The organism is Streptomyces sp. NPDC051104 (genome assembly GCF_040682835.1).
Taxonomy (GTDB): domain Bacteria; phylum Actinomycetota; class Actinomycetes; order Streptomycetales; family Streptomycetaceae; genus Streptomyces; species Streptomyces cynarae.
The window spans coordinates 82,363-104,088 of sequence record NZ_JBFBBS010000023.1 but is presented as its reverse complement, the minus strand read 5'-3'; the positions used below and the strand labels follow the sequence as shown (position 1 = coordinate 104,088).

Annotated in this window: 17 protein-coding genes and 2 pseudogenes; 8 read left to right on the top strand and 11 right to left on the bottom strand. The window is 69.7% G+C overall.

The window, feature by feature from the left end:
* Positions 1–18 precede the first annotated feature (18 nt).
* Positions 19–408, top strand: a complete 390-nt coding sequence (locus AB0N14_RS26860) for an aminoglycoside phosphotransferase family protein (protein ID WP_366028257.1) — start codon at positions 19–21, stop codon at positions 406–408.
* Positions 409–531: 123 nt separating this feature from the next.
* On the opposite strand, the gene AB0N14_RS26855 is transcribed toward AB0N14_RS26860, so the two are convergent.
* Positions 532–981: a hypothetical protein gene (locus AB0N14_RS26855; RefSeq protein ID WP_366028271.1), complete on the bottom strand. Its 450-nt coding sequence runs from the start codon at positions 979–981 to the stop codon at positions 532–534.
* 109 nt (positions 982–1,090) lie between these two features.
* On the opposite strand from AB0N14_RS26855, the pseudogene AB0N14_RS26850 reads away from it, so the two are divergent.
* Positions 1,091–1,984 (top strand): annotated as a pseudogene (locus tag AB0N14_RS26850) (aminoglycoside phosphotransferase family protein); the annotation flags it as partial.
* Between the two features lie 117 nt (positions 1,985–2,101).
* Here the strand turns inward: AB0N14_RS26850 and AB0N14_RS26845 are convergent.
* The 5 genes from AB0N14_RS26845 to AB0N14_RS26825 form a co-directional block, all read right to left on the bottom strand.
* A complete protein-coding gene (locus AB0N14_RS26845) occupies positions 2,102–3,193 on the bottom strand; it encodes a GH32 C-terminal domain-containing protein (protein WP_366028256.1) in 1,092 nt (363 codons plus the stop codon).
* A 411-nt stretch (positions 3,194–3,604) separates the two neighbouring features.
* On the bottom strand, positions 3,605–4,639 hold the full coding sequence (locus AB0N14_RS26840) for a LacI family DNA-binding transcriptional regulator (RefSeq protein WP_366028255.1): 1,035 nt from the start codon (positions 4,637–4,639) through the stop codon (positions 3,605–3,607).
* Between the two features lie 311 nt (positions 4,640–4,950).
* Positions 4,951–7,341 (bottom strand): excinuclease ABC subunit UvrA, encoded by a 2,391-nt coding sequence (locus AB0N14_RS26835; RefSeq protein WP_366028254.1) that lies wholly within the window; start codon positions 7,339–7,341, stop codon positions 4,951–4,953.
* A gap of 1,050 nt (positions 7,342–8,391) precedes the next feature.
* Entirely contained in the window at positions 8,392–8,931 is a 540-nt protein-coding gene (locus AB0N14_RS26830) for a DoxX family protein (RefSeq protein WP_366028253.1), read from the bottom strand.
* Positions 8,932–9,077: 146 nt separating this feature from the next.
* The gene (locus AB0N14_RS26825) at positions 9,078–9,815 is read right to left on the bottom strand and encodes a helix-turn-helix domain-containing protein (RefSeq protein WP_366028252.1); all 738 of its coding nucleotides are present in this window, start codon (positions 9,813–9,815) and stop codon (positions 9,078–9,080) included.
* A 231-nt stretch (positions 9,816–10,046) separates the two neighbouring features.
* Between AB0N14_RS26825 and AB0N14_RS26820 the strand changes: the two genes are divergently transcribed.
* The gene (locus AB0N14_RS26820; protein WP_366028251.1) at positions 10,047–10,874 is read left to right on the top strand and encodes a ZIP family metal transporter; all 828 of its coding nucleotides are present in this window, start codon (positions 10,047–10,049) and stop codon (positions 10,872–10,874) included.
* Positions 10,875–11,940: 1,066 nt separating this feature from the next.
* On the opposite strand, the gene bla is transcribed toward AB0N14_RS26820, so the two are convergent.
* The 3 genes and pseudogenes from bla to AB0N14_RS26805 form a co-directional block, all read right to left on the bottom strand.
* The gene (gene bla / locus AB0N14_RS26815) at positions 11,941–12,822 is read right to left on the bottom strand and encodes a class A beta-lactamase (RefSeq protein ID WP_366028250.1); all 882 of its coding nucleotides are present in this window, start codon (positions 12,820–12,822) and stop codon (positions 11,941–11,943) included.
* 28 nt (positions 12,823–12,850) lie between these two features.
* Entirely contained in the window at positions 12,851–13,051 is a 201-nt protein-coding gene (locus AB0N14_RS26810) for a hypothetical protein (RefSeq protein ID WP_366028270.1), read from the bottom strand.
* A pseudogene (locus AB0N14_RS26805) lies at positions 13,044–13,190 on the bottom strand (IS607 family transposase); the annotation flags it as partial. The gene AB0N14_RS26810 and the pseudogene AB0N14_RS26805, both read right to left, overlap by 8 nt.
* Positions 13,191–13,211: 21 nt before the next feature.
* Between AB0N14_RS26805 and AB0N14_RS26800 the strand changes: the two are divergent.
* Positions 13,212–13,403, top strand: a complete 192-nt coding sequence (locus AB0N14_RS26800) for a DUF664 domain-containing protein (protein WP_366028249.1) — start codon at positions 13,212–13,214, stop codon at positions 13,401–13,403.
* Between the two features lie 19 nt (positions 13,404–13,422).
* Here AB0N14_RS26800 and AB0N14_RS26795 read toward each other — a convergent pair whose 3' ends face one another.
* A complete protein-coding gene (locus AB0N14_RS26795) occupies positions 13,423–13,911 on the bottom strand; it encodes a hypothetical protein (protein ID WP_366028248.1) in 489 nt (162 codons plus the stop codon).
* Positions 13,908–14,219 (bottom strand): hypothetical protein, encoded by a 312-nt coding sequence (locus AB0N14_RS26790; RefSeq protein WP_366028247.1) that lies wholly within the window; start codon positions 14,217–14,219, stop codon positions 13,908–13,910. The genes AB0N14_RS26795 and AB0N14_RS26790 overlap by 4 nt, the downstream gene beginning before the upstream one ends.
* Before the next feature lie 738 nt (positions 14,220–14,957).
* Here AB0N14_RS26790 and AB0N14_RS26785 point away from each other — a divergent pair.
* The 4 genes from AB0N14_RS26785 (at position 14,958) to AB0N14_RS26770 (ending at position 21,710) form a co-directional block, all read left to right on the top strand.
* On the top strand, positions 14,958–15,527 hold the full coding sequence (locus AB0N14_RS26785) for a sigma-70 family RNA polymerase sigma factor (protein ID WP_366028246.1): 570 nt from the start codon (positions 14,958–14,960) through the stop codon (positions 15,525–15,527).
* Positions 15,528–15,534: 7 nt separating this feature from the next.
* On the top strand, positions 15,535–16,287 hold the full coding sequence (locus AB0N14_RS26780) for a zf-HC2 domain-containing protein (RefSeq protein ID WP_366028245.1): 753 nt from the start codon (positions 15,535–15,537) through the stop codon (positions 16,285–16,287).
* Positions 16,288–16,659: 372 nt separating this feature from the next.
* Positions 16,660–19,125 carry a Pls/PosA family non-ribosomal peptide synthetase gene (locus tag AB0N14_RS26775; protein WP_366028244.1) on the top strand — a complete coding sequence of 822 codons (2,466 nt, stop codon included), beginning with the start codon at positions 16,660–16,662 and terminating at the stop codon, positions 19,123–19,125.
* Positions 19,122–21,710 (top strand): amino acid adenylation domain-containing protein, encoded by a 2,589-nt coding sequence (locus AB0N14_RS26770; RefSeq protein ID WP_366028243.1) that lies wholly within the window; start codon positions 19,122–19,124, stop codon positions 21,708–21,710. The genes AB0N14_RS26775 and AB0N14_RS26770 overlap by 4 nt, the downstream gene beginning before the upstream one ends.
* The last annotated feature ends 16 nt before the right edge of the window (positions 21,711–21,726 follow it).

Sequence of the window (21,726 nt, the reverse complement as noted above, 5' to 3'; positions counted from 1 at the left end):
AGGCTGGCGGCAGCGGGCGTGGACGGTCTGTTTCCCCCGGCGGTACTCGATCAGGCCCGGGCAGTGGCCCTGGAACTCGCCACCAGTGGTCCCGTGGGACTTGTCCATGGTGATCTTCACCCGGCCAACGTCCTGTCCGGTCCGGGTGCCCGCATGGTGGCGATCGATCCGAGGCCCGCGTGGGGCGACGCGGACTTCGACGCCGTGGACTGGGTACTTGCGGGAGTTACAGGTTTCGCTGTGTTGGAGCAGAGGCTCGAGCAACTGGCGAGGATGGTTCCCGCCCAGTCTCCCCATCGTGTGCTGCGATGGTGCCGAGCCCTGGCCGCCGTCAACGCGGTCCCCAGAATGTGCGCGGGGCGGGACGACGCGGAAACGCAGTTTCTCATGGTCCTGGCCGGCTGCTGATCCGCCCGGTGGGCGAGCCGGATCCGGTCGGCCATTGCCTGGATCTGTCAGCAAGGCAGCCATTGGACGCCTCTGAGCCGGACCGCAGAAAAACGATTCCTCTAACTGGCCGTGCACAGGACCTCAGTCCAGCTCCGGAGGGAAGATGAAATCGCTGAGATCACCGTCGAGATCGCCTCCGATCGAAATGTTGTTGGTCTGATTGATCGTGATGTTCTTGTTGCCCTCGCCGACCTGGCAGGTGAGCTGCTCGGCCAGGTCGCTGTTGGCCAGGTTCGCCTGATCGGGGTCCGTATCGGCTTCTGAACATGCGCTGGCCGGTGAGGCACCACCAAACAGGGCGAGGGCTGTAACAGCCGTTGCCACTCCGATTTTCACGTGCTGACGCACTTTTACCTCCATAGTCCTGACCTTCAGTCTGACAGTTTGATCATCCTGAAGTATGACCAAATTATCCATGGGCGTTGACGCGCATTCGGGTGAAGTCAGTGCCATCCGCTTGCGGGCGTATTGCGCCTTCACAAGCGGCTCGGCATCAGCATGTCCAACACCCAGACGTACACCGAAGCGCATCGGCCGTCCGGCTCGAACGACTGCTTCAACGCCTGGACTGCCCTCACGCACGCGGACAACGGCCGCCCGTGCTCGGCGTCCGTGTCACGCAGGCGCATAAGGTTCCCGAATGATCGAGGTACCGGAAACGTTCGCGCGGACCACGGTGGAGCGCGAAGGTGAGGTGGGAGCGGCATGGCTCGCCGAACTGCCCCGGATCGTGGACGAGTTGCTGCGGCGCTGGGGATGTGGGCTGGACGGCGAGGTCGTGCACGGGGGTGTCGGGATCATCGTCCCGGTCCGACGGGGAGACGGCGCCACAGCAGTCGTGAAGGTGTCGTTTCCTCATCCCGGCAACGTCCATGAGCCGGATGCGTTCGTGGCCTGTGGTGGACGGGGAGCCGTCCTGCTGCACGAGCGCGACGACGACCGTTTCGATGCTGCTCGAGCGGGTCCACACGTCGACCCTGGCGGAGGTCGAAGACGGCGATGAGGTGGTGACGGTCGCGGGGCGGATCAGTCGCCGGCTGGCTGTTCCGCCCCGCCCGGTCTGCCCCGGCTGCGTGAGCAGGCCGATGTCTGGGAGGAGCGGCTGCGCAAGGACGCCCGGGACCTGGCTCACGCTTTGCCGCGTCCTGTCGTGGACACCGCCGTCGCGACCGTCCGAGATCTGGGTCGTGTCCAGCCGGACCTTCTCGTGCACGGCGATCTCCACGCCGGAAACATCCTGCGTGGCGACCGTGAGCCCTGGCTGGCCGTCGATCCCAAGGGGTGTGCGGGAGATCCCGCCTACGACGGCGGCACGCTGCTCAAGTCGCGCGCCCTGACGCTGCTCGAAGCGGACGACCTACGTCGGGCTGTCCACCGCGTCCTGGACATCTTCGCCGAGACGGCGGAAGTCGATCGCGCGCACGTCCGGCGCTGGGCCCAGTTCCACGCCGTTCAGGCCGCGTTCTGGGGCCGCCGTCATGGATTCCGGAGGGCCCGCAGCGGACCACGACGCGACTGGCTCACCGAATTCGCGGGGATCGGACGGCAGCTGCTCGCTCATGGCTTCGGCGAGTCGGGGCTCCATCGGATGTTCGGGCTGCCGGCGTCAGGCGTTGCGCCCGTCGCCGCCGGCAGCCCGAACTTGAGGCTGTCACCGCCAGATGGACTTCAGCTGCCACGCGTGCGTGCCGCTGAAGGTGGCGGTGCCGTTCTCGGCGAAGACGTCGACGCCGGTACTGGAGGGGTCGGGGTAGATCTGGTCGGTGAGGACGACCTGTTCGCCGCGCGTGTTCTCGGCGTAGACCTCGACCGAGGACGCGTCGACGAGGATGCGAAGGTGCAAGGGTTTGCCTTCGAGTGCGAGCGGGGCCCGCTCGGTGACGGCGAAGGTGGGATCGAAGTCGACTGCGCCTGATGCCGTGCGGTCCAGGTACACCTCACCGGTGCTGGTGTCGTAGCCGATCCGGGTGCGCTGCCCGGCGCCCGTGCGGACGTCCAGGCCGAATCGGGTCGCGCTGCCGGCGGTGAGATCAGCCTTGATCTCCAGCGTGCTGCCGCGCACACCGAGCGGGGTGGTGGTGTCCGTGACAGTGGTGGTGGGCACCCGGACGTCGGTGCCGCGCAGGGTGGCCAGTTCGCCGGCCGGCTGCTGGACCAACCGGGTCTTGCCGCTCACGGTCCGCAGGGAGAGTTGGCGGGGGAAGGTGTCGGCGCTGCGCCAGGGGCTCGTGGGGATGTTCCCGGCGTAGTCCCAGTTGTTCATCCAGGCGACCATGACCCGTCGTCCGCCGGGAGCGTCGTTCCAGGAGTTGGCGGCGTAGAAGTCCCGCCCGTAGTCGAGCCAGTGGGCGCGCCGGGTGGCGGACAGGGCAGGCTTGTCGGCGGCGGTGAACTGATCGGCGAGGACGTGTCCCCAGCCGCCGGTTTCGGCGTCGACGACCTGGATCCGCGCCTGCCTGCCCTTGTAGGCGGTGGTGTCGAAGGACGCCCAGTCCAGGTTCTCGGAGTGCGAGCCGGTGGCGCTCTGGACGACCTTGCCGTCGATGAGCAGGTTGACGCCGGTCTCGGTGGAGCGGGGTCTGGCCCGGGTGTCGGACAGGACCACCTGGTCGAGGTTGATGTGTCCCCAGCCGCCGGTTTCGGCGTCCACGATCCTGATCTGGGCCTGCTTGCCATGCAGGTCGGACAGGTCCCAGGAAGCCCAGTTCAGGTGCTCGGCGTCGGCGCCGGTGGCGGAGCGCACCACTGCGCCGTCGACGAGGAGCTCGACCGCAGTGGGGGCGTCGGAGCCGGCGGGGTGGTAGCCGCCGCCGATGAGGAAGTCCAGGTACTTCTTGTCGATGGTGAAGGCCGGCGAGGTCAGCGTGCCCGTGGCGGCGTCGCCGTCCAGGAAGGTGTCGACCAGTCCGTCGCCGAGGTGACCGGAGACTTGCTGCTGGCCGGGCAGGGTGCCCCGGGCCGGTCCTGTGCCGAAGGCGTCGCCGGTGGTGGTCCAGTCGCCGATGGGGCTGGTGTACGTGCTGCCCTCGAAGTCGGCGAGGACCTCACCGGCCGGCGTCGGCTCGTCGCCCAGGACGGGGCACGGTCCTGGCAGACCGTGCCGGCGGCCGGTGACGCGGCCGCCTGTATCGGTGGTGCTTCGCCGTCTCCGGGGTCAGAGTCGGGGCGGCGGAGCGACCGATGCCCGTGCCACCAGCGGGCACGGCAGCATCTCTTGAGTGACCGGACCAGGCTCCCGTCCGGGTGCACCCGTGAGCGCGAGCAGTTGCGCGACTGCGCGCGCCCCCATCTCGTAGTGCGGCAGGGCGACGGTGGTCAGCCCGGGGAACAAGCCGTCACAGATCAGCTCCTGGTCGTCGAAGCCGATCACCGACAGGTCCGCAGGGATCGACAGCTCCAGTTCGGCGGCGGCGCGGTAGGCGCCCATCGCCATCCGGTCGGCGAAGCAGAACAGCGCGGTGGGCCGCGGTGTCGCCCTCAGCAGCGCAAGCGCCGCGCGGTAGCCGCCCGTGGCGTCGGAGGTCTCGGCCACGACCAGCCGCGGGTCGTGGGCGAAGCCGGCTTCGGTGAGGGCGCGCCGATATCCCTCGAGGCGTCCGTGGGTGGCCGGGATGTCGTCGACGTTGGTGGCGAAGCCGATCCGGCGGTGACCATGGCGCACCAGTTCACGCACCGCCGTGTAGCCCCCCTGGACCTCGTCGGGAACCACCGAGGGCATGGACAGGTCGTCCGAGCGTGCGTCCAGCAGCACGGTGGGCACCGTGCGAAGCCGCTCCGGCACCTCGACGACCCGGTGGTACATCGACGCGTACAGGACTCCGTCGACCTGGCGCTGCAGCAGCAGATCGATCTCCTTGCGCTCCAGTTCCGGGTCGCCGCCGGTGTTCAGCATGAGCAGCAGCAGGCCGTGCTCCGCGACGGCGTCCTGCGCCCCCAGGATGATCCGCCCGGCGTGCGGGGTGGTGGCGATCTGGTCACTGACGAAGCCGACGGTGTTCGACCGCTTCAGCCGCAACCCCCGCGCCAGGCCGTTGGGCGCGTACCCCAGCCTGTGGGCCGTCTCGATGACGCGCTGCCGGGTCTCGGGATTGATCCGCTTGCCTTCGACCTCGTTCAGGATGTGGGAGACGGTCGTGACGGAGACTCCGGCGGCCGCCGCCACATCTTTGATCCCGATCCGCCTGCCCATGCTCTGCCCAATCGTTTTGGCAAGTGATTGCGGGATGAGATTGCGCCCCTGGAGCCGTACCTGTCAACGCTCGTCACGAACTCGTGGCCGTGCGATGTCGCCGATGCGCCCCCGCACGGCTCGGTCCGAGGCGGACACTCGCGGCGTCGGCGGAAGAACGCCGCACTGGCCGCCGCAGGGAAGGGCGGGCAGGTGGTGCCCGTGCGGCGGCCAGAGGCGTCTGTGCGATCGCGAACTCGCGGTGATCGGCGAGAGCCGGTCAGATGTGAAAGGAGGAGGGAACCCGTCTCACGCTGTCGCGAGCGCCCCGCTCAGTTGCCGACGTAGTCCGCGAGGTGCTCGCCGGTGAGGGTGGAGCGGGCGGCGACGAGGTCGGCGGGTGTGCCTTCGAAGACGATGCGGCCGCCGTCGTGGCCGGCGCCGGGGCCGAGGTCGATGATCCAGTCGGCGTGCGCCATGACGGCCTGGTGGTGCTCGACGACGATGACCGACTTGCCGGAGTCGACGAGCCGGTCGAGCAGGCAGAGCAACTGCTCGACGTCGGCGAGGTGAAGGCCGGCGGTCGGCTCGTCGAGGACGTAGACGCCGCCCTTCTCGGCCATGTGGGTGGCTAGCTTGAGCCGCTGCCGCTCGCCGCCGGACAGCGTGGTGAGGGGCTGGCCGAGGGTGAGGTAGCCGAGCCCGACGTCGGCGAGCCGGTGCAGGATGGCGTGCGCGGCCGGCGTGCGCGCCTCGCCTGCGCCGAAGAACTCCTCGGCCTCGGCCACCGGCATCGCGAGCACCTCGCTGATGTCGCGGCCGCCGAGGTGATACTCCAGCACCGATGCCTGGAACCGCTTCCCCTCGCACTCCTCGCAGGTGGTGGCGACCCCGGCCATCATCGCCAGATCGGTGTAGATGACACCGGCGCCGTTGCAGGTGGGGCAGGCGCCCTCGGAGTTGGCGCTGAACAGCGCCGGCTTCACACCGTTGGCTTTGGCGAACGCCTTGCGGATCGGGTCGAGGAGTCCCGTGTACGTTGCGGGATTGCTCCGCCGGGAGCCGCGGATCGCGCTCTGGTCGATCGACACCACACCCGCGCCGGCGGGGATCGACCCGTGGACGAGGGAGCTCTTGCCGGAGCCGGCGACGCCGGTGACGACGACCAGCACCCCGAGGGGGATGTCGACGTCGACGCCCCGCAGGTTGTGCGTCGTCGCGCCGCGGATCTCCAGAGTGCCGGTGGGCTTGCGCACCGTGTCCTTGAGCGCGGCCCGGTCGTCGAAATGGCGGCCCGTGATGGTGCCGCTGACACGCAGGCCCTCGACGGCGCCCTCGAAGCAGACGGAGCCGCCCGCCGTACCGGCGCCCGGGCCGAGGTCGACGACGTGGTCGGCGATCGCGATCACCTCCGGCTTGTGCTCCACGACGAGCACCGTGTTGCCCTTGTCCCGCAGCCGCAGCAGCAGGTTGTTCATCCGCTGGATGTCATGGGGGTGCAGGCCTGTGGTGGGCTCGTCGAAGACGTAGGTCACGTCGGTGAGTGGGGAGCCGAGGTGGCGGATCATCTTGACGCGCTGCGCCTCGCCGCCCGACAGCGTGCCCGACGACCGGTCGAGCGAGAGATAGCCCAGGCCGATCTCCGCGAACGAGTCGAGCGTGTGCTGCAGCTTCGCGAGCAGCGGGGCCACCGACGGCTCGTCCAGGCCGCGGACCCACTCCGCCAGGTCGCTGATCTGCATCGCGCAGGCGTCGGCGATGTTGATCCCCTTGATCTTCGACGACCGGGCCGCCTCGCTCAGCCGGGTGCCGTCGCAGTCGGGGCAGGCGGTGAAGGTGACCGCCCGGTCCACGAACGCCCGGATGTGCGGCTGCATCGCCTCCCGGTCTTTGGCGAGCAACGACTTCTGGACCCGAAGGATCAGCCCCTCATAGGTCATGTTGATACCGCTGATCTTCATCCTGGTCGGCTCGTGGTGGAGGAAGTCGTGCAGCTCCGTCTCGGTGTAGTCGCGGATCGGCTTGTCCGGGTCGAGGAGACCCGAGTCCTTGTAGAGCCGCATGTTCCAGCCGCCCGCGTTGTAGCCGGGGATCGTGAGCGCACCCTCGGCGAGCGACCTGGTCTCGTCGTAGAGCTGGGTGAGGTCGATGTCGGTGACCATGCCCCGGCCTTCGCAGCGCGGGCACATGCCGCCGGTGATCTGGAAGTCGCGCCGCTCCTTCACGGTCTTCCCGCCGCGCTCGATGGTGACCGCGCCCGCCCCGCTGATCGAAGCGACGTTGAAGGAGAACGCCTGGGGAGAGCCGATGTGCGGCTGCCCGAGCCGGCTGAAGAGGATGCGCAGCATCGCGTTGGCGTCGGTCGCGGTGCCGACCGTGGAGCGGGGGTCGGCACCCATGCGCTGCTGGTCGACGATGATCGCGGTGGTCAGCCCGTCGAGGACGTCGACCTCGGGCCGGGCAAGCGTCGGCATGAAGCCCTGCACGAAGGCGCTGTAGGTCTCGTTGATCAGCCGCTGCGACTCCGCGGCGATCGTGTCGAACACCAGAGAGCTCTTGCCCGAGCCGGAGACGCCGGTGAACACCGTCAGCCGGCGCTTCGGTATCTCGACGCTGACGTCCTTGAGATTGTTCTCGCGCGCGCCGTGCACGCGGATCAGATCGTGGCTGTCGGCGACGTGCGGCGCAGGCGACTGCGTGTCCGTCCTCGTGGCCATGCTCATGGTGTCTCCATCTGTCGGGCGGGCCGCCTTCGCGGTCTCCGTGGGGATCGCCTGGCTCGATCAGACCGGCTTCGAGCGTAACGGCCGGCCTTCCCCGTGCCGGGCGGATCGGCGGGGCCGACCGAGATCAATGCATCCCGCCGCGTCCACGTCGTCGCGATCCTCGAAGGAATGCTGGAATCCGTGGAGGTCACCCTAGGCGGGCCTCGGTGACCGGTGCTTCTCGAATCCTGATCGGTCACGAGGGCCGGCCGACGCTTCAAGGGCAGTGGCAGACGTCGGAGCGAATCGGGGGAACCGGTACCTCATGGTGGGTGGGGCGGCGCTGGTCCCAGCGCCGGACCCGGACACGGCGCGAGCCGCCCAGGCCTCGGGCCGGTACGCCGCTCGACTTCCTGCAGCGGCGGCCCTTCGAAGGCAGGATGTCCGCCGGGCCGATCGGCCGAGGCCACGGGGGCGTGAGTGGCAGGCATGGCGCTGGAGGCGCTGGACGATGTGCCCTGGGAACGGCTGGAGTCCGGCTGGAGTCGGCGCTCGAGCGTCACACCGCCAAGGACATGCGGCGGGCCCTGCGGCGCCTCGCGCTGAAGGGCGGGGCGGCGACCGAGGAGGACTGCTGTCCGCTGTACGACTGCTTCGCACTGGGCACCGGGCGCGTGGCCTCCGTCGCGACCGCCGCGCTGCCGTTCGTTGCCCTGACCGGTCGGCGCCCCGGTCATCGCGACCTCCTATTGCACCAACAAATCTTGGTCTTATCGAGGCAGGTCGTCAAGACACCCAGACCCGTGAGGTGAGAGGAACCCCTGTGCGCATACGGGCTGGAGGGCAGCGGGTCCGGCAGCGAGTCCTGTGGCTCCTCACCACTCCGCCACCAACGCCGCCATCGACCCGTCGGCGTTCTGAGCGCACGAACTCACGGCGGGTGTGCGGAGGTCAGCGACTTCCCTGGTCAGGCGCGCGTCGGACGGCATGGTCAGGGCTGACGCCGCCACCCGCGGACCGGACTTGAGCTTCCGCTCACGGGTTGCAGGTGACGGCTGCCCCGGAGACTCAGAGGCTGAGCGTGATGGCGGCGGTGATTCCGCCCAGGCCCAGGGCGAAGGCACCCTCGGCCCAGCCGCCCGCACCCCAGCGGAAGAGCCGGTCGATGGCCAGCCGCCCGGGGCCGATGGCGGCGACGGCCAGGGCGACGACGGCGATGCAGACGCCGTACTCCACGCCACCGTCGGTCTCCCACAGGCCGTGGGCGCCGGTCACGGTCGCCATGGCGTTGATCATCACGCCGATGAGGGCGGCGGCCGCGAGCGGGGTGAGCAACCCCACGGCCAGACCGAGGCCGCCGAGGAACTCGGACAGACCGCAGATCGTGGCGAAGACCTTGCCCGGGCGGTAACCGAGGGCTGCGAGCGCCTGTCCGGTCGCGGTCAGGCCCTTGCCGCCGAAGAGCCCGAACAGTTTCTGGGCGCCGTGCCCGGCCATCAGCAGTCCGAAGGTCAGCCTGATGAGCAGGAGTCCGAAGTCGGACGCGGATGACCTCGCTGTGACGGTCTGCCGGACTGCCGGTTCCGCGGGAGCCGAAGCCCGGTGCATAAAACTCTTCGTAACCATGAGATGCTCCCGCGAGCACGTACGTGGGGCGCTTCCCCGGCCGGACCCGGCGTCGGGTCCCCCGGTCGACGACGGACAGCACACGGCATCGACGAAGGATGCTCCGCGCAGTCCGTCCTGCCGCCGGCTCACCGCGCGCAGGCGGTTCCCGGTGCCGAGGGGCCTTTTGGCGCGCCGTCCGCGCGCAGTTCGACGCAGCACGCGTCGGGTCGCGGGGCCAGCACCGCTGTGGTCTTGTCGCTTCCCAGGCCGTGCAGATAGCCGGCCAGGAAAGCCTGGTTGACGGCGCAGACCAGTTCCGGAGCCTTGGCCGCCAGGGGGTGGAAGGGGCAGTTGCGCAGCCGCAAAAGGGCGGGAGCGGCACGCTCCGGCTCGTACCCGAACTCCTCGAGCGTGTCGGCGGCCAGGCTCAGCCCTCGCTCGGCGCCGACCCGCCCGGGGCGTGTCCGTGTGCGTTCGGCGCCGCCCAGGGTTTCCCCGCGCCGGTATGCCACGCGGAGCGCGGCGTCACGGGCTGATTCGGCCTCGGTCTCGGTCAGGACGGCCTCGGTCAGGACGTCGGCGAGCATTCCGAAGCGACGCTCGGGGATGCTTACCGAGACGGCATCGACCATCGGCTCATAGACCTTGGGCCTGCGGCCGACCTTGCGGATGCCGGCGGGGGATTCGTAGTGGGCGTGGAGCAGGCCGACCGCCACCATCTTGTCCAGGTGGAACGCGGCCAGCTTGCGGGAGATCCCGACGCTGTCGGCCACCTCCTCGCGCGTGACCGGGCGCCGCTCCTGCCGGATGAACTCGAACATACGGCGGCGCAGATCGTCGCCGAGGGCGGCGAGGGTGGTCAGCGAGGTGTGATCCAGTCCCACGGCTCCATCATATCGCCAAGGAGATTAGGTGAAACCGTCGAAATCCCGCTTCTTTTGCTGAGGACCGCCCTGCGTTGCTACCGACTGTCTGGGGGAGGGTGCGAACAGCTTGCCGCACCACTCGGTAATGACATCGCCAAGCTTCTTTGAAGTCGGCCTCCGGGAGTTGTTAGGTAAGGCTCGCCTGACTTAGGTTCAGCGCGTCCCCGCACGTCAGACCGGAGCTTCCCCATGTCCAGCGCGAACATCGCCCTGCTCGGCGCGATCGCAGGCTTCACCATCTACCTCGGCCTCCCGATCGGCCGCCTGCGCACCCCCACCCCCCGTCTCAAGGCGGCCCTGAACGCCGTGGCCATCGGCATCCTGACCTTCCTCGTGTGGGATGTTCTCACCCATGCCTGGGAGCCGGTCGACGAGGCGCTGGGCAAGCACGAGTGGGCAACGGTCGCGTCCGGGGGCGCCACCCTGGCCGCGGGCCTGGCGATCGGACTCGCCGGGCTCGTGCACTACGACGCCTGGATCACCCGCCGCCGGACCGCCGCCGCACGGCCCGCCGGGCCCGGTGCCGCCGCCACCGCCGAACTGGCACCCAGGACACGCAGCCAGGCCGGCTCCCTCGCGCTGATGATCGCCACCGGCATCGGCCTGCACAACTTCGCCGAGGGCCTGGCCATCGGCAACTCCGCCGCCAAGGGCGAACTCTCCCTCGCCCTCCTGCTGATCATCGGATTCGGCCTGCACAACGCCACCGAGGGCTTCGGCATCGTCGCCCCCCTGGCCGCCGACGGTGAGCGCCCCTCATGGCCCACCTTGCTGTGGCTCGGCCTGATCGGCGGCGGCCCCACCTTCCTCGGCACACTCGTCGGCCAGCACCTGGTCGACGACACCCTGTCGATCGCCTTCCTCGGCCTCGCCGCCGGGTCGATCCTCTACGTGGTCATCGAACTGCTGGCCGTCGCCCGCAGGACCGGACTCAAGACCCTCACCACTTGGTGCATCCTGATGGGTCTTCTCCTCGGCTTCGCCACGGACGCGGTCGTCACGGCCGCCGGCGCCTGAACCCACTGGCCGTGCACCCGGCATTCAGGCACGCCTCGCTCGCATCCCCGTAACCGCCTACCGGGGGCATGGCCCCACCGCGACCCGGTCCGGACCGGACCGTCGCCGTCTGGGTCCGGCCGTACCACTGCGGACGCCCGGACGTGAAACAGCAGCCTCGAATGGAGGTGGTGTCTCGGGAGGGTCGGCCGGTGCCGTTCCGCCGAACAGGTCCGCGAAATGAGTGGGCGTTGTCCGGCCACCTCATCAGGCACGATGCGGCGATGGCGGGACCGCTGGCTGGGTGACCGATCGGTTGCACAGGGCCACGAGTTCTTACACGGTGGGCTCAAGATCCGACGTTCACCGAAAGGAACACCCATGTGCGGTCTGCCCACACGACGTACCGCTTGCACCGTGCTCTGCGCCGCCTTCCTGGTCGGTATCGCCGGCCCCGTAGCAGTGGCGGGCGACTCGGCCGGCGAGCGCAGCCATGCGGCTTCTCCGCGCACATCCGTCGTCGGCGCGGACGCGCTTCTGGTACAGCTCAAGAGCCTTCGTGACCCCCGGCTCGCCCCGGTCGCCGACCTGGCCAACGCCGTACTGGAGGCCGACAACGGCCGACTGCCCGCCGTCGAGGCCCAGAGGCTCGGCAGCGCCGCGCAGGACGCCCTCGCCCAGTTCCGGGCACAGACGTCGGCAGCTGTGGCCGCGGACCCGGCGAGCGATGCGCTGGCCGCCTTGCAGAAGGCGATCGACGACCTCGTGCAGGCGATCGACTCCGACCCCCGACCGCCACGCCGAGCCCGACCCCCACGCCGACCGTGCCCCTGCCTCCGCTGCCGAGCACCTCGGCCTCCGCGTCAGCCTCGTAGGCCGTCTCGTTCCCGACACGCTGACGGACAGGCTGCCTCCGGCATCGTGAGGTGCCGGCCTGAGGAGTGGTGCCGGCGGCCGCGGTGGGGACGCCGGCACCGCGAAGCGTGCACCGCGGTCAGTGCGTTCAGGTCGTAGAGGTAACTGCCCCACGGTGCCCCTGCATCGGGGCGACCGCCGCGCCCTGAACCGTTGGCAGCGGGGCGGTACGTCACTCGCCCCTGGCGAGGGTGCGCGCCAGGATGCGGGCCGCTGAGGCGATCAGCGTGTTGTCGACCGGGGCGTCCTGTGTGGCCTTCGAAGACAGCACGGTGAGCACGATCGGCGTGTTCCTCGTCCAGGCCACGCCGATGTCGTTGGCGGTCGCGTAGTCACCTGTGCCCGTCTTGTCCGCGACGACCCAGTCCTGCGGCAGCCCGGCGCGAAACCGCTCGCCGCTGGTGGTGTTGCCCTTGAGCCAGGTGACGAGTTGCCGGCGATCGGTGCCGGCCAGTGCCCTGCCCAGCGTCAGCCCTTCCAAGCTCCTGCCGATCGCCTCCGGTGTGGTGGTGTCGCGCAGGTCGCCGGGGACGGCGGTGTTCAGGTCGGTTTCCCAGCGGTCGAGCCGGCTCACCGGATCGCCGACCGAGCGGAAGAACCGGGTGAGGCCGGCCGGCCCGCCGATCTGGCGCAGCAGGAGGTTCCCCGCCGTGTTGTCGCTGTACTGGATGGCGGCCGTGCACAGGTCGCCCACCGTCATGCCGGTGTCGACGTGCTGTTCGGTGATCGGAGAGTTGGGAAGCAGGTCCGCCGGTGGATAGTGGATCACCTTGTCCAACGGCGAGCAGCGGTCGTGGTCGCGCAGGATCGCCGCCGCGGCGAACGCCTTGAACGTCGAGCACATCGCGAACCGCTCCTGCGCCCGGTGGGCCACGACCTGCCCGGTGCGGACGTTCCGGGCGTACACGCCGAGGCGGGCGGCGTACCGCTGTTCGAGATCACGTAACTCGCCTTCGGGGCCGCGCAGTCCCGCGCGCTCCGTCGCCGATGCGGCCGACGCCGTCACGGCGGGGAGGAGTACGGCTGTGGAAACGGCGACGCCGGCCTTGAACACGCGCGCCGCGGCAGAGGGGTGGCACTGGTCATACGCAGAGTTCTCCCGGTGGTCCGTCGTCGATTCCTCGAAGCTTAAGGTCTTTCGAGGCGAGGGAGCCGAGGTGCGCGCCTACCAGGCACAGCACCTTGTCATCCTCGCTGGTGAAGTGCTTGAGGCCGGTGCGGATCGCGACACCGGACGGCCCGAGAGCAACAAACGGCGGATTGATCGAACGAAGGTCAGCCATGCCGGGCGGCCTCTAGGTCCTTGCGGGCGCGGTTCTTCGCCGACCGGCGCCCGTACAGGCGGGCACAGAACGAGGTCAGCACCTCCACCATGTCCGGCACCAGCTCGTCCTCGACCTCGCCGTCGTCCAGCACGACCAACAGGAGCCCGCCGCCTGGCCCGTGGAGATCTGGCCGACCTGGCGGCTGCCTGACGTACGGCACAACCTGATCCGCGTGCTCACCGAAGTCGTCTGCCACAGCGGTCACTTGGACGCGGCGCGCGAACTGATCGACGGCACGACCTGGCTCGTCGCCATCGTGGCGGCCGCGGTCGCCGCCCGTGCCGGGGCGAGCAGTTGCCACGACCGATGATGGCCTCGGGAGGGCTTCGTCACGCGGCGGCCCTGCTCTGTGCCTGCTCGGACTCGGTCAGGGGGTCGCCACCGGTGTGCCAGGGCCAGCCGGTGACCGTGCCGCGGAGTGCCTCGAAGACCGGACGGGCCTCCTGCCATCGGTCGGCCGCCGTCAGCGCGTAAGCGAGGAGGTTCAGGTCGGCAAGTGCTGCGGCATGGCGGAAGAACGCCGGCTGGACCCAGGTGTGTGCCGCACGGTCGAGAGCCTGAGCCGCAGCCCCGTGGGACCAGTGGTTGCGCGCCACCAGCGCTTCGATTCCGCCTCGCGCGAGGACGGCGTGGTACTGCAGGACCTGGGAGGTGAGTTCCGTTGCCGCGCAGGGCGCGTTTGCGGGCATGCGGGCGCACAGGGCGTCGACGAACTCCAGCACCTGGATGCGCGAGCCCGCTTCCTCGGGGCTGAGATAGCGCAGCATGCTCAGGTACGCCTCGCGGTTCCAAGGGTCGCGTGCCAGCACCTCGTTCACACGGCGAACACCTGCTGCTGCTTCCAAAGTTCAAGACGGGACACTCCCAGCAGCACCACCCAGGGAGCGGGGTCTTCCGGTGCGAGCTCGGCGGCCCGGAAGCAGCTCTCGGTGACCTTGGCCGCGTCCTCCAGGTGCCCCTGGGAGCGGCCTTGTACGAGCCGCGTCCATGCGTGCAGGACAAGCGCGTTCGCGTTGCGGGGCTCACGAGTGGCCCAGGCCGACGGCAGATACGACGTGGACAGGTAGTCCGCCAGGACGGACATGCGGTGGGTGCGGCGGTCCCAGTCGTCCGTGTCCTGGTTCATGAGGCGGGACATCTGGGCTATGCACAGGTCCGTCGTCGCGATCGTGCCGGTCTTGGTGGTCGCCAGAAGGGACTTCAGCAGTCGGCGCAGGGGCTCGTCGTCGAGTTCCGGCGCCAGACGTGTCCTTCTGCGGCGGCTTGAGAGAAATGCCGTGTCCGTAGGCTAAGGACGGCGAGCTGTCACACAAGGTGTACGCCAAGATCGTTATCAGTTGCCGTGCCGCCCTGCGTCACCTGGTTGTTCGGCGAGTCGCGACCCGGCCGGGACCAGCTCGCACCGATGATGCCTGCATCTCTTGGCAGAGCGTCGCCGTTGAGGCAGCGCCAGGGCCGGCCGCGGCCGTGCGGTCTGCCGCCACCGGTCAGGAGTAGGTCCAACGCCACCTGCTGCCGCTCGGTGCGCAGGTGATGCTCGTACCGCTGGCGTCCGTCGTCGATGCTCCGTGGCCCGCGCACACGCCGACCGTGAACCACGCGCCCGCAGTGACCCGAGCGACAGCACGGACGGCCCACACGGCCCGCCGCGGCACCCGGACCGGGGCGCCGGCGCCGGCCCGGGTCAGCTCCTCCACGACCCGCACCTTGTCCTCCGCGGGACCTGCGAAGCTGCCGCCGGACGACACAGCAGGTCGGTGGTCACCTCGGTCGCGACTTTTCGGGATGCAGGTCCAGCGACCCGTTGGGAGTGCGGGGCGGCGGCCGTGCAATCCCGTGGCCCCTGCGGACCGTATCTACTGATGTGCAGAGGTTCCGGTTTTCCGTGGGCCGTCTCCCGGACGAGGCTCTGCTGTCCGGGCTGGCCACCGGTGATCCGGAGCTCGCCATCGGCTTCGTACGGAGGTTCCAGGACCGGGTCGTCGGTGTCGCGATCGCCGTCACCGGGGATCCGCAGCTCGCTGAGGACATCGCCCAGCAGACGTTCGAGCGGGCGTGCCGTCATGCGCAGATCTATGACTCGCGCCGCGGGTCGGTGATGACCTGGCTGACGACCATCGCCCACAACCTTGCCATCGACGCCGTCCGTTCCCGGCGGCCGGAGCCGGTGGCGCCCGAGGACCTGGACGCGATGCTGGACGTCGTCAGCGAGACGCCCGAGCACCGGGCCCTCGCCGACGAGGCGTCGTCCCGGCTGCGGGCGGCCGTGGCGGAACTCCCGCGCGAACAGGGCCGTGCCCTGGTGATGGCGGGCATCTACGGAATGACGGCCCAGCAGATCGCCGACTGGGAGAAGATCCCGCTGGGCACCGCCAAGACGCGCATCAGGGCGGCGATGGGAAAGCTGCGCACCACCCTCGCGTCTCCGAAGTGAGGCGACCATGTGCCGTGACGTGACCTGCGAGCAGCTGCGGGAGGACGGTCCCGAGCTGGCTCTCGGCGTGCTGCCCGCACGTGAGCGGGCCGGGGCGGTCGCCCATCTGGACCGTTGCGCGGACTGCCGGGAGTACGTCGAGGAGCTGACCCTCGTCGGCGACCGGCTGATCGGGCTGCTGCCGTGCGCTGAGCCGCCGGTCGGGTTCGAGACCCGGGTGGCGGAGGTGCTGACGCAGGGCGTGCCGGTGCGCGAGGGGCGTCCGCAGGCCCGCGGGTCCGGCTTCCCGCGCCGCCGCCTGCGGGGACGGGTCCGGCTGAGGGCCGCCTCTGCCATGGCCGCGTTGGCCCTCGCCTTCGGGTTCGGGGGCTGGGCGGTCGGCACGGCGATCGAGGGCGTCACGACCGGGCCTTCGCGCCCCGCCGAGGCGGGAGCGCGCATGCTCTGGGCGGGGCTGACGTCCCCACGGGTCAGTCAGTCGACGGGTGAGGTCTTCGCCCATCCCGGTTCTCCGGGCTGGGTCTACATGACCGTCGACCTCGCCGACGCCGGCATTCCGTACAGCGGGGCGGCCTCGCTCCAGCTGGAGCGCCATGACGGCACCTCGGTCCGGGTCGGCAGCTTCGCCCTGCACGACGGCTACGGCTACTGGGGCGGCCCGGCCCCCGTCGATCCCTCGGAGCTGACCGGCGTCCGGTTGACGTCGTCCGACGGCAGGGTGCTCGCCACGGCCCACTTCGACGCCTCCCACCAGGCGTAGGGGGTGGGCGCCATGTGCGGTGGTGAACGGCCGAGCTCAGCTGCGGCCGAGCAGGGCGAGCCGGGCGCCTTCGACTCGTGGGGGCGGCGGCGCGGACCCTCCTTCACCCGCCCTGTTCCTTCTGCTGGACGAGACACATGCCCGGAATGTGAGAAAAATCCACGAACATCCAATACGCCAGTGCGTGTGACTCGTATACAAGGCATGGGGTCAGAACCGAAACTCGCGTCAGGCGCACGCGGAAGCGCAGCAGGCAACAGTCGGCCAGGGGGTCAGGCTGCCGTCGACGAAGCACCGCCTGATGCGGGGCCTTCCCCGCCTCTCCAGGCAACCCGACAGGGAGAGCCGGCCGAACCGCTCGTCGCCGAGGACATGGAGCAGGCTCTCGCGCAGGTGCTGGCCGAGGTCGTGGGCATCGAGCAGGTGAAGGCCGACAGTCACTTCTTCGACGACCTGGGCGCCGATTCCCTGGTGATGGCGCATTTCTGCGCGCGGCTGCGCAAGAGGGCGGACCTGCCCTCGGTGTCGATGAAGGAGATCTATCAACACCCCACGATTCGAAGTCTGGCGGCAGCGGTGCCCGGCACCACGCCCACACCCCCCGCGCCCGCCCAGGCTCCTGCCCGGGAGCCGCAGACCACGGGCGCCCGGCTCGGGGACACAGCCGGCATGGCGGACTACGTCCTGTGCGGAATCCTTCAGGCCCTCGCCTTCCTCGGCTACACCTACGTCGCGGCGACGGCCACCGCCTGGGGGTACGAGTGGATCTCCGCCAGGTCGGGCCTGCTCGATGTGTATGTGCGGTCGGTGCTGTTCGGCGGTGCCGTCTTCGTGGCGTTGTGCGCCCTTCCGATCCTGGTGAAGTGGACGCTCATCGGCCGGTGGAAGCCGGGGCAGATCCGGATATGGTCCCTGGGATACGTCCGCTTCTGGGTCGTGAGGACACTGATCCGTATGAACCCGCTGACGTTGTTCGTCGGCTCGCCCCTGTACGTGTTCTATCTACGGGCACTGGGCGCCGACATCGGCCGAGGTGCCGTGATCCTCTCCCGCAACGTGCCGGTCTGCACCGACCTGCTCACCATCGGTGAGGGCACCGTCATCCGCAAGGACTCCTTCTTCCTCTGCTACCGCGCCCGAGCGGGCGTGATAGAGCCGGGCCCGGTCACGATCGGGAAGTCGGTGCTGGTCAGCGAAGCCACGGTGATGGACATCGGGACAGCGCTGGGCGACGGAGCCCAGCTCGGCCATGCCTCCTCGCTGCACAGCGGGCAGGCGGTGCCGGAGGGCGAGCGCTGGCACGGGTCCCCCGCACAGCGGACCGAGGCCGACTTCCAGGTCGTGGGCGAGACGCCGCACGCCACGCTGCGCAGAGCCCTGCACAGCGCACTGCAACTGGCGACCGCCTTCCTTGTGTACGTGCCGCTCGCGGTCGGTGGCACCATCATGTTGCTCGTCGCGATTCCGCAACTCCACTCGGTCATCGAGCCGGGCCCGGCGGTCCTGACCAACGGCGCCTTCTACCGTGATGTGGCGGTGGCCGCCGCCGTGCTCGTCCTCGGCGGCGTGATCCTCGGCCTGCTGCTCGTCAGCGCTCTTCCCCATGTGCTCCGTCGCGCCGTCGTACCGGGCCGGGACTACCCGTTGTACGGATGGCGCCACTCCGTCCACCGAGCCGTTTCGCGGCTCACCAACAGGCGAATCCTCACGCGTCTGTTCGGTGACAGTTCCTGCATCGTGCACTATCTGCGCGCCATCGGCTACGACTTCTCCCGCATCGAGCAGACGGGGTCGAATTTCGGCATGGAAGTCAGGCACGAGACGCCGTTCATGAGTTCCGTCGGCAGCGGAACGATGGTCGCCGACGGCCTGTCGATCGTGAATGCCGACTTCTCCAGCACCGCTTTCCAGGTATCCCGGGCCTCGATCGGGGCGCACAGCTTCCTGGGGAACCGGATCGCCTATCCGGCGCGGGCACGCACGGGTGACAACTGCCTTCTGGCGACGAAGGTCATGGTGCCTGTCGACGGAGAAATCCGGGAAGGCGTGGGGCTGCTGGGCTCACCCAGCTTCGAGATCCCCAGGACGGTCCTGCGCGACAGCCGGTTCGACCGGTCCAGGAGCGGAGCAGAGCTGCGCCGTGGCCTTGCGGCGAAGAACAAGCACAACGCGGCCACCATGGGCTGGTTCCTGCTGGCGCGGTGGATCTACCTCACGTGTGCCGCCCTGCTCGCCGCCGGGGCGGCCGACACCTACGCCCGGCTGGGCGCGCCTGCCATCGCACTCGCCGATGTGCTCGTCGTCGTCTTCACCGCGGTGTACTTCGTGCTGGTCGAGCGTCTCGTCACCGCGGCGCGCCGTCCAGGTGCCCTGTACTGCTCGATCTACGATCCCCGGTTCTGGTGGCGTGAGCGGTACTGGAAGGTGCCGTCCGAGACGTATCTGCGCTTGTTCAACGGCACTCCGTTCAAGAACGTGATCTGGCGGCTCCTGGGCGTCCGGATCGGGCACCGGGTGTTCGACGACGGCAGCTACGTGACCGAGCGGCCGATGGTGACCATCGGCGACGCGTGCATCCTGAACGCGGGAAGCATCATCCAGTGCCACTCGCAGGAGGACGGCACGTTCAAGTCCGAGAGCATCACTCTCGGTCGTGGCTGCACGATCGGTGTCGGTGCCCTGGTCCACTACGGCGTGACGCTGGGCGACGGGGCGGTGCTCGCCGCGGACTCCTTCCTCATGAAGGGAGAGGTGGTCCCGCAGAACTCCCGGTGGGGCGGGAATCCGGCCCGCGAGCTGGAGCGGGGCCACGACGACGCGGGAAGGAGCAGCCGATGACCCTCGCACCCAACGCCCCTGTGCTCCAGCCCGGGGACGAGGAGTTCTGGCGGTCCGTCCTGACCCGCGGCGGGTTCACCACCGTTCCGCGCTGGACGCTCACCCCGGTGCCGGGCGTGGCACAGCACGAGGTGCCGATCCCCCCGGACGTCATGGCCGCAGCGCGCCGGTTGGCCGACGACACGGCCGTGCCGCTCAGCTCGATCCTGCTGGCGGCGCACGCCAAGGTATTGGGCGCCCTGTCCGGCGAGCACAACGTCACGACCGGCTACATCGCCGAGCCGGGCGCCCGGCCGCTGCCGTGCAGGCTGACGACCGATCACCCCCACTGGAGGGCACTGGTACGGGCAGCCCGGCGTGCCGAAATGGACCTGCTGGCGCACAAGCAAGCCCCGGTCGAGGACCTTGAGCGCGAGTTGCAGCTGCCCGGTCCCCGGAGCGAAGCCTCGTTCGCCGCGTTCCCGGCCGACCGAGAGGCCGATGCCGCAACGGCTGCTGAGCTCCGCGAGCTCCCCGCCGGCACCGTATGGCAGGTCATGTCCACGTGGACCGACAGCGGACACACCCTGCGGCTGCGGTACCGACGCGATGCAGTGGACGCCCCGTGCGCCGCGCGCATCGTGGGCTACCACCTGACCGCCCTGACCTTGATGGCCTCCGATCCCGCCGCCCCGCACGGGCAGCAGAGCCTGCTGTCCGCGGAGGAGGTCCGCCTCCAGCTCGACGGTCTCGCCGGGCCGCGGCGAAAGCTTCCGCAGCGCTGTGTCCACGCCCTGTTCGAGCAGCGTGTACGGGACCACCCCGACAGCGTGGCCATCGTGCACGGGACCCGGCAGTGGACGTACACCGAACTCAACGAGCGTGCCAACGACGTGGCTCGGGCCCTTCTCGGGCTTGGGGCGGGGCGCGAGGACGTCGTCGCGGTGGTGACGGAACGCAACGTGGACTGGGCGGCCGCCGTCCTGGGCGTCTTCAAGGCCGGGTGTGTCTACCTGCCCGTCGAGCCGCACTTCCCCGCCGACCGCATCGCGACCATGCTCTCGCGTGCCGGGTGCCGGCTGGTGCTGACCGAGCCCGGCAGCACCACCACCCTCTCGCGAGCCGTGGACGCACGGCCCGGGGTGCGGACCCTGCTGGTCGAGGCGGCCTACGGCGCGACGGACGCGGCCGGCGACCTGGACCTCGACGTGCCCCTGGACCAGCTCGCCTACATCTTCTTCACCTCCGGCTCCACCGGCGAGCCCAAAGGAGCGATGTTGGAACACGCCGGGATGCTCAACCACATCCACGCCAAGATCGACGACCTGCGGATCAGTGAGGGCCAGGTCGTCGCCCAGACGGCGCCTCAGTGCTTCGACATCTCCCTGTGGCAGTTGTTGGCGGCGCTCGTGGCCGGCGGTCGCACAGTGCTGGTTCCCCAAGAGGTGATCGAGGACGTCCCGCGATACCTCGACACGATCTCCGAGGGCCGCGTCAGCGTCCTGCAGGCCGTGCCCTCCTACCTCGACGCCGTGCTGTCCTCGCTGGAGAAGTGCCCGCGTGAGCTGCCGGACCTGCGGTGCGTGTCGGTCACCGGCGAGGCCCTGAAGAAGGACCTCGTGGAGCGCTGGTTCCGCGCCCAGCCGGGGATCACGCTCGTCAACGCCTACGGGCTCACCGAGACGTCGGACGACACCAACCACGAAGTCATGGACCAGGCGCCGGACACCGACCGGATCCCGCTCGGCCGTCCAGTGAACAACGTGCGGGTCCGCGTCGTCGACGACAACCTGTCACTGGTGCCGCTCGGCGCACCCGGCGAGATCGTCTTCGCCGGAGTCTGCGTCGGCCGCGGCTACGTCAACGATCCCGAGCGCACGCGCCAGTCGTTCACGACCGACCCCTACCGCACCGGCGACCGGCTCTACCGAAGCGGCGACTACGGCCGCTGGCTGCCCGACGGCAAGCTGGAGTTCCTCGGCCGCCGGGACAGCCAGGTGAAGGTCCGCGGATTCCGCGTCGAGATCGAAGAGATCGAGAACGCCCTGCTGAAGGTGCCCGGCGTGCGCGCCGGCGCCGTCGCGGTCGCCCAGGGCGATCGGGGCCGGCGCCTGGTGGCCTTCTGCTGCGGTGAGCACCCGCCTGATGACGACACCGTGCGAGAGCACCTGAGCAGGCAGCTGCCCGCCTACATGGTCCCCTCGGCCTTCCACTGGCGCGATCGCCTCCCACTGACCGGCAACGGAAAGGTCGACCGCAAGGCCCTGGCATCGCTCGCCGGGGAACTCGACCACACCGGACCTCACGACACCTCCGCCGCAGCGGCGTTCGAGATCGGCGAACCACCGCGCACACCGACCGAGCAGCGCCTGGCCGCCGCCTGGGCCGCGGTGCTCGGCATCCCGCAGCACCGGATCGGTCGGCACGCCCACTTCTTCGACGACGGCGGCGGCACCTCACTCACAGCGCTCCAACTCGCCATCCGGCTCGACCGCGCGGTGTCCCTGAAAGACCTCACCCGCCATCCGGTGCTCGCCGATCTGGCCCGCCTGCTCGACGCCCGAGCCGCGTCGTCCCGAGCCGCGTCGTCCCCGACCGTTTCGTGAACCGCTGGAGGCAATG

Bases quoted from the DNA above. Each gene is read 5' to 3' on its own strand.
- AB0N14_RS26855 (WP_366028271.1), bottom strand. From the start codon at position 981: ATGCGCTTCGGTGTACGTCTGGGTGTTGGACATGCTGATGCCGAGCCG.
- AB0N14_RS26840 (WP_366028255.1), bottom strand. From the start codon at position 4,639: ATGGGCAGGCGGATCGGGATCAAAGATGTGGCGGCGGCCGCCGGAGTC.
- AB0N14_RS26835 (WP_366028254.1), bottom strand. From the start codon at position 7,341: ATGAGCATGGCCACGAGGACGGACACGCAGTCGCCTGCGCCGCACGTC.
- AB0N14_RS26830 (WP_366028253.1), bottom strand. From the start codon at position 8,931: ATGCACCGGGCTTCGGCTCCCGCGGAACCGGCAGTCCGGCAGACCGTC.
- AB0N14_RS26820 (WP_366028251.1), top strand. From the start codon at position 10,047: ATGTCCAGCGCGAACATCGCCCTGCTCGGCGCGATCGCAGGCTTCACC.
- AB0N14_RS26810 (WP_366028270.1), bottom strand. From the start codon at position 13,051: ATGGCTGACCTTCGTTCGATCAATCCGCCGTTTGTTGCTCTCGGGCCG.
- AB0N14_RS26790 (WP_366028247.1), bottom strand. From the start codon at position 14,219: ATGAACCAGGACACGGACGACTGGGACCGCCGCACCCACCGCATGTCC.
- AB0N14_RS26780 (WP_366028245.1), top strand. From the start codon at position 15,535: ATGTGCCGTGACGTGACCTGCGAGCAGCTGCGGGAGGACGGTCCCGAG.
- AB0N14_RS26775 (WP_366028244.1), top strand. From the start codon at position 16,660: ATGGAGCAGGCTCTCGCGCAGGTGCTGGCCGAGGTCGTGGGCATCGAG.
- AB0N14_RS26770 (WP_366028243.1), top strand. From the start codon at position 19,122: ATGACCCTCGCACCCAACGCCCCTGTGCTCCAGCCCGGGGACGAGGAG.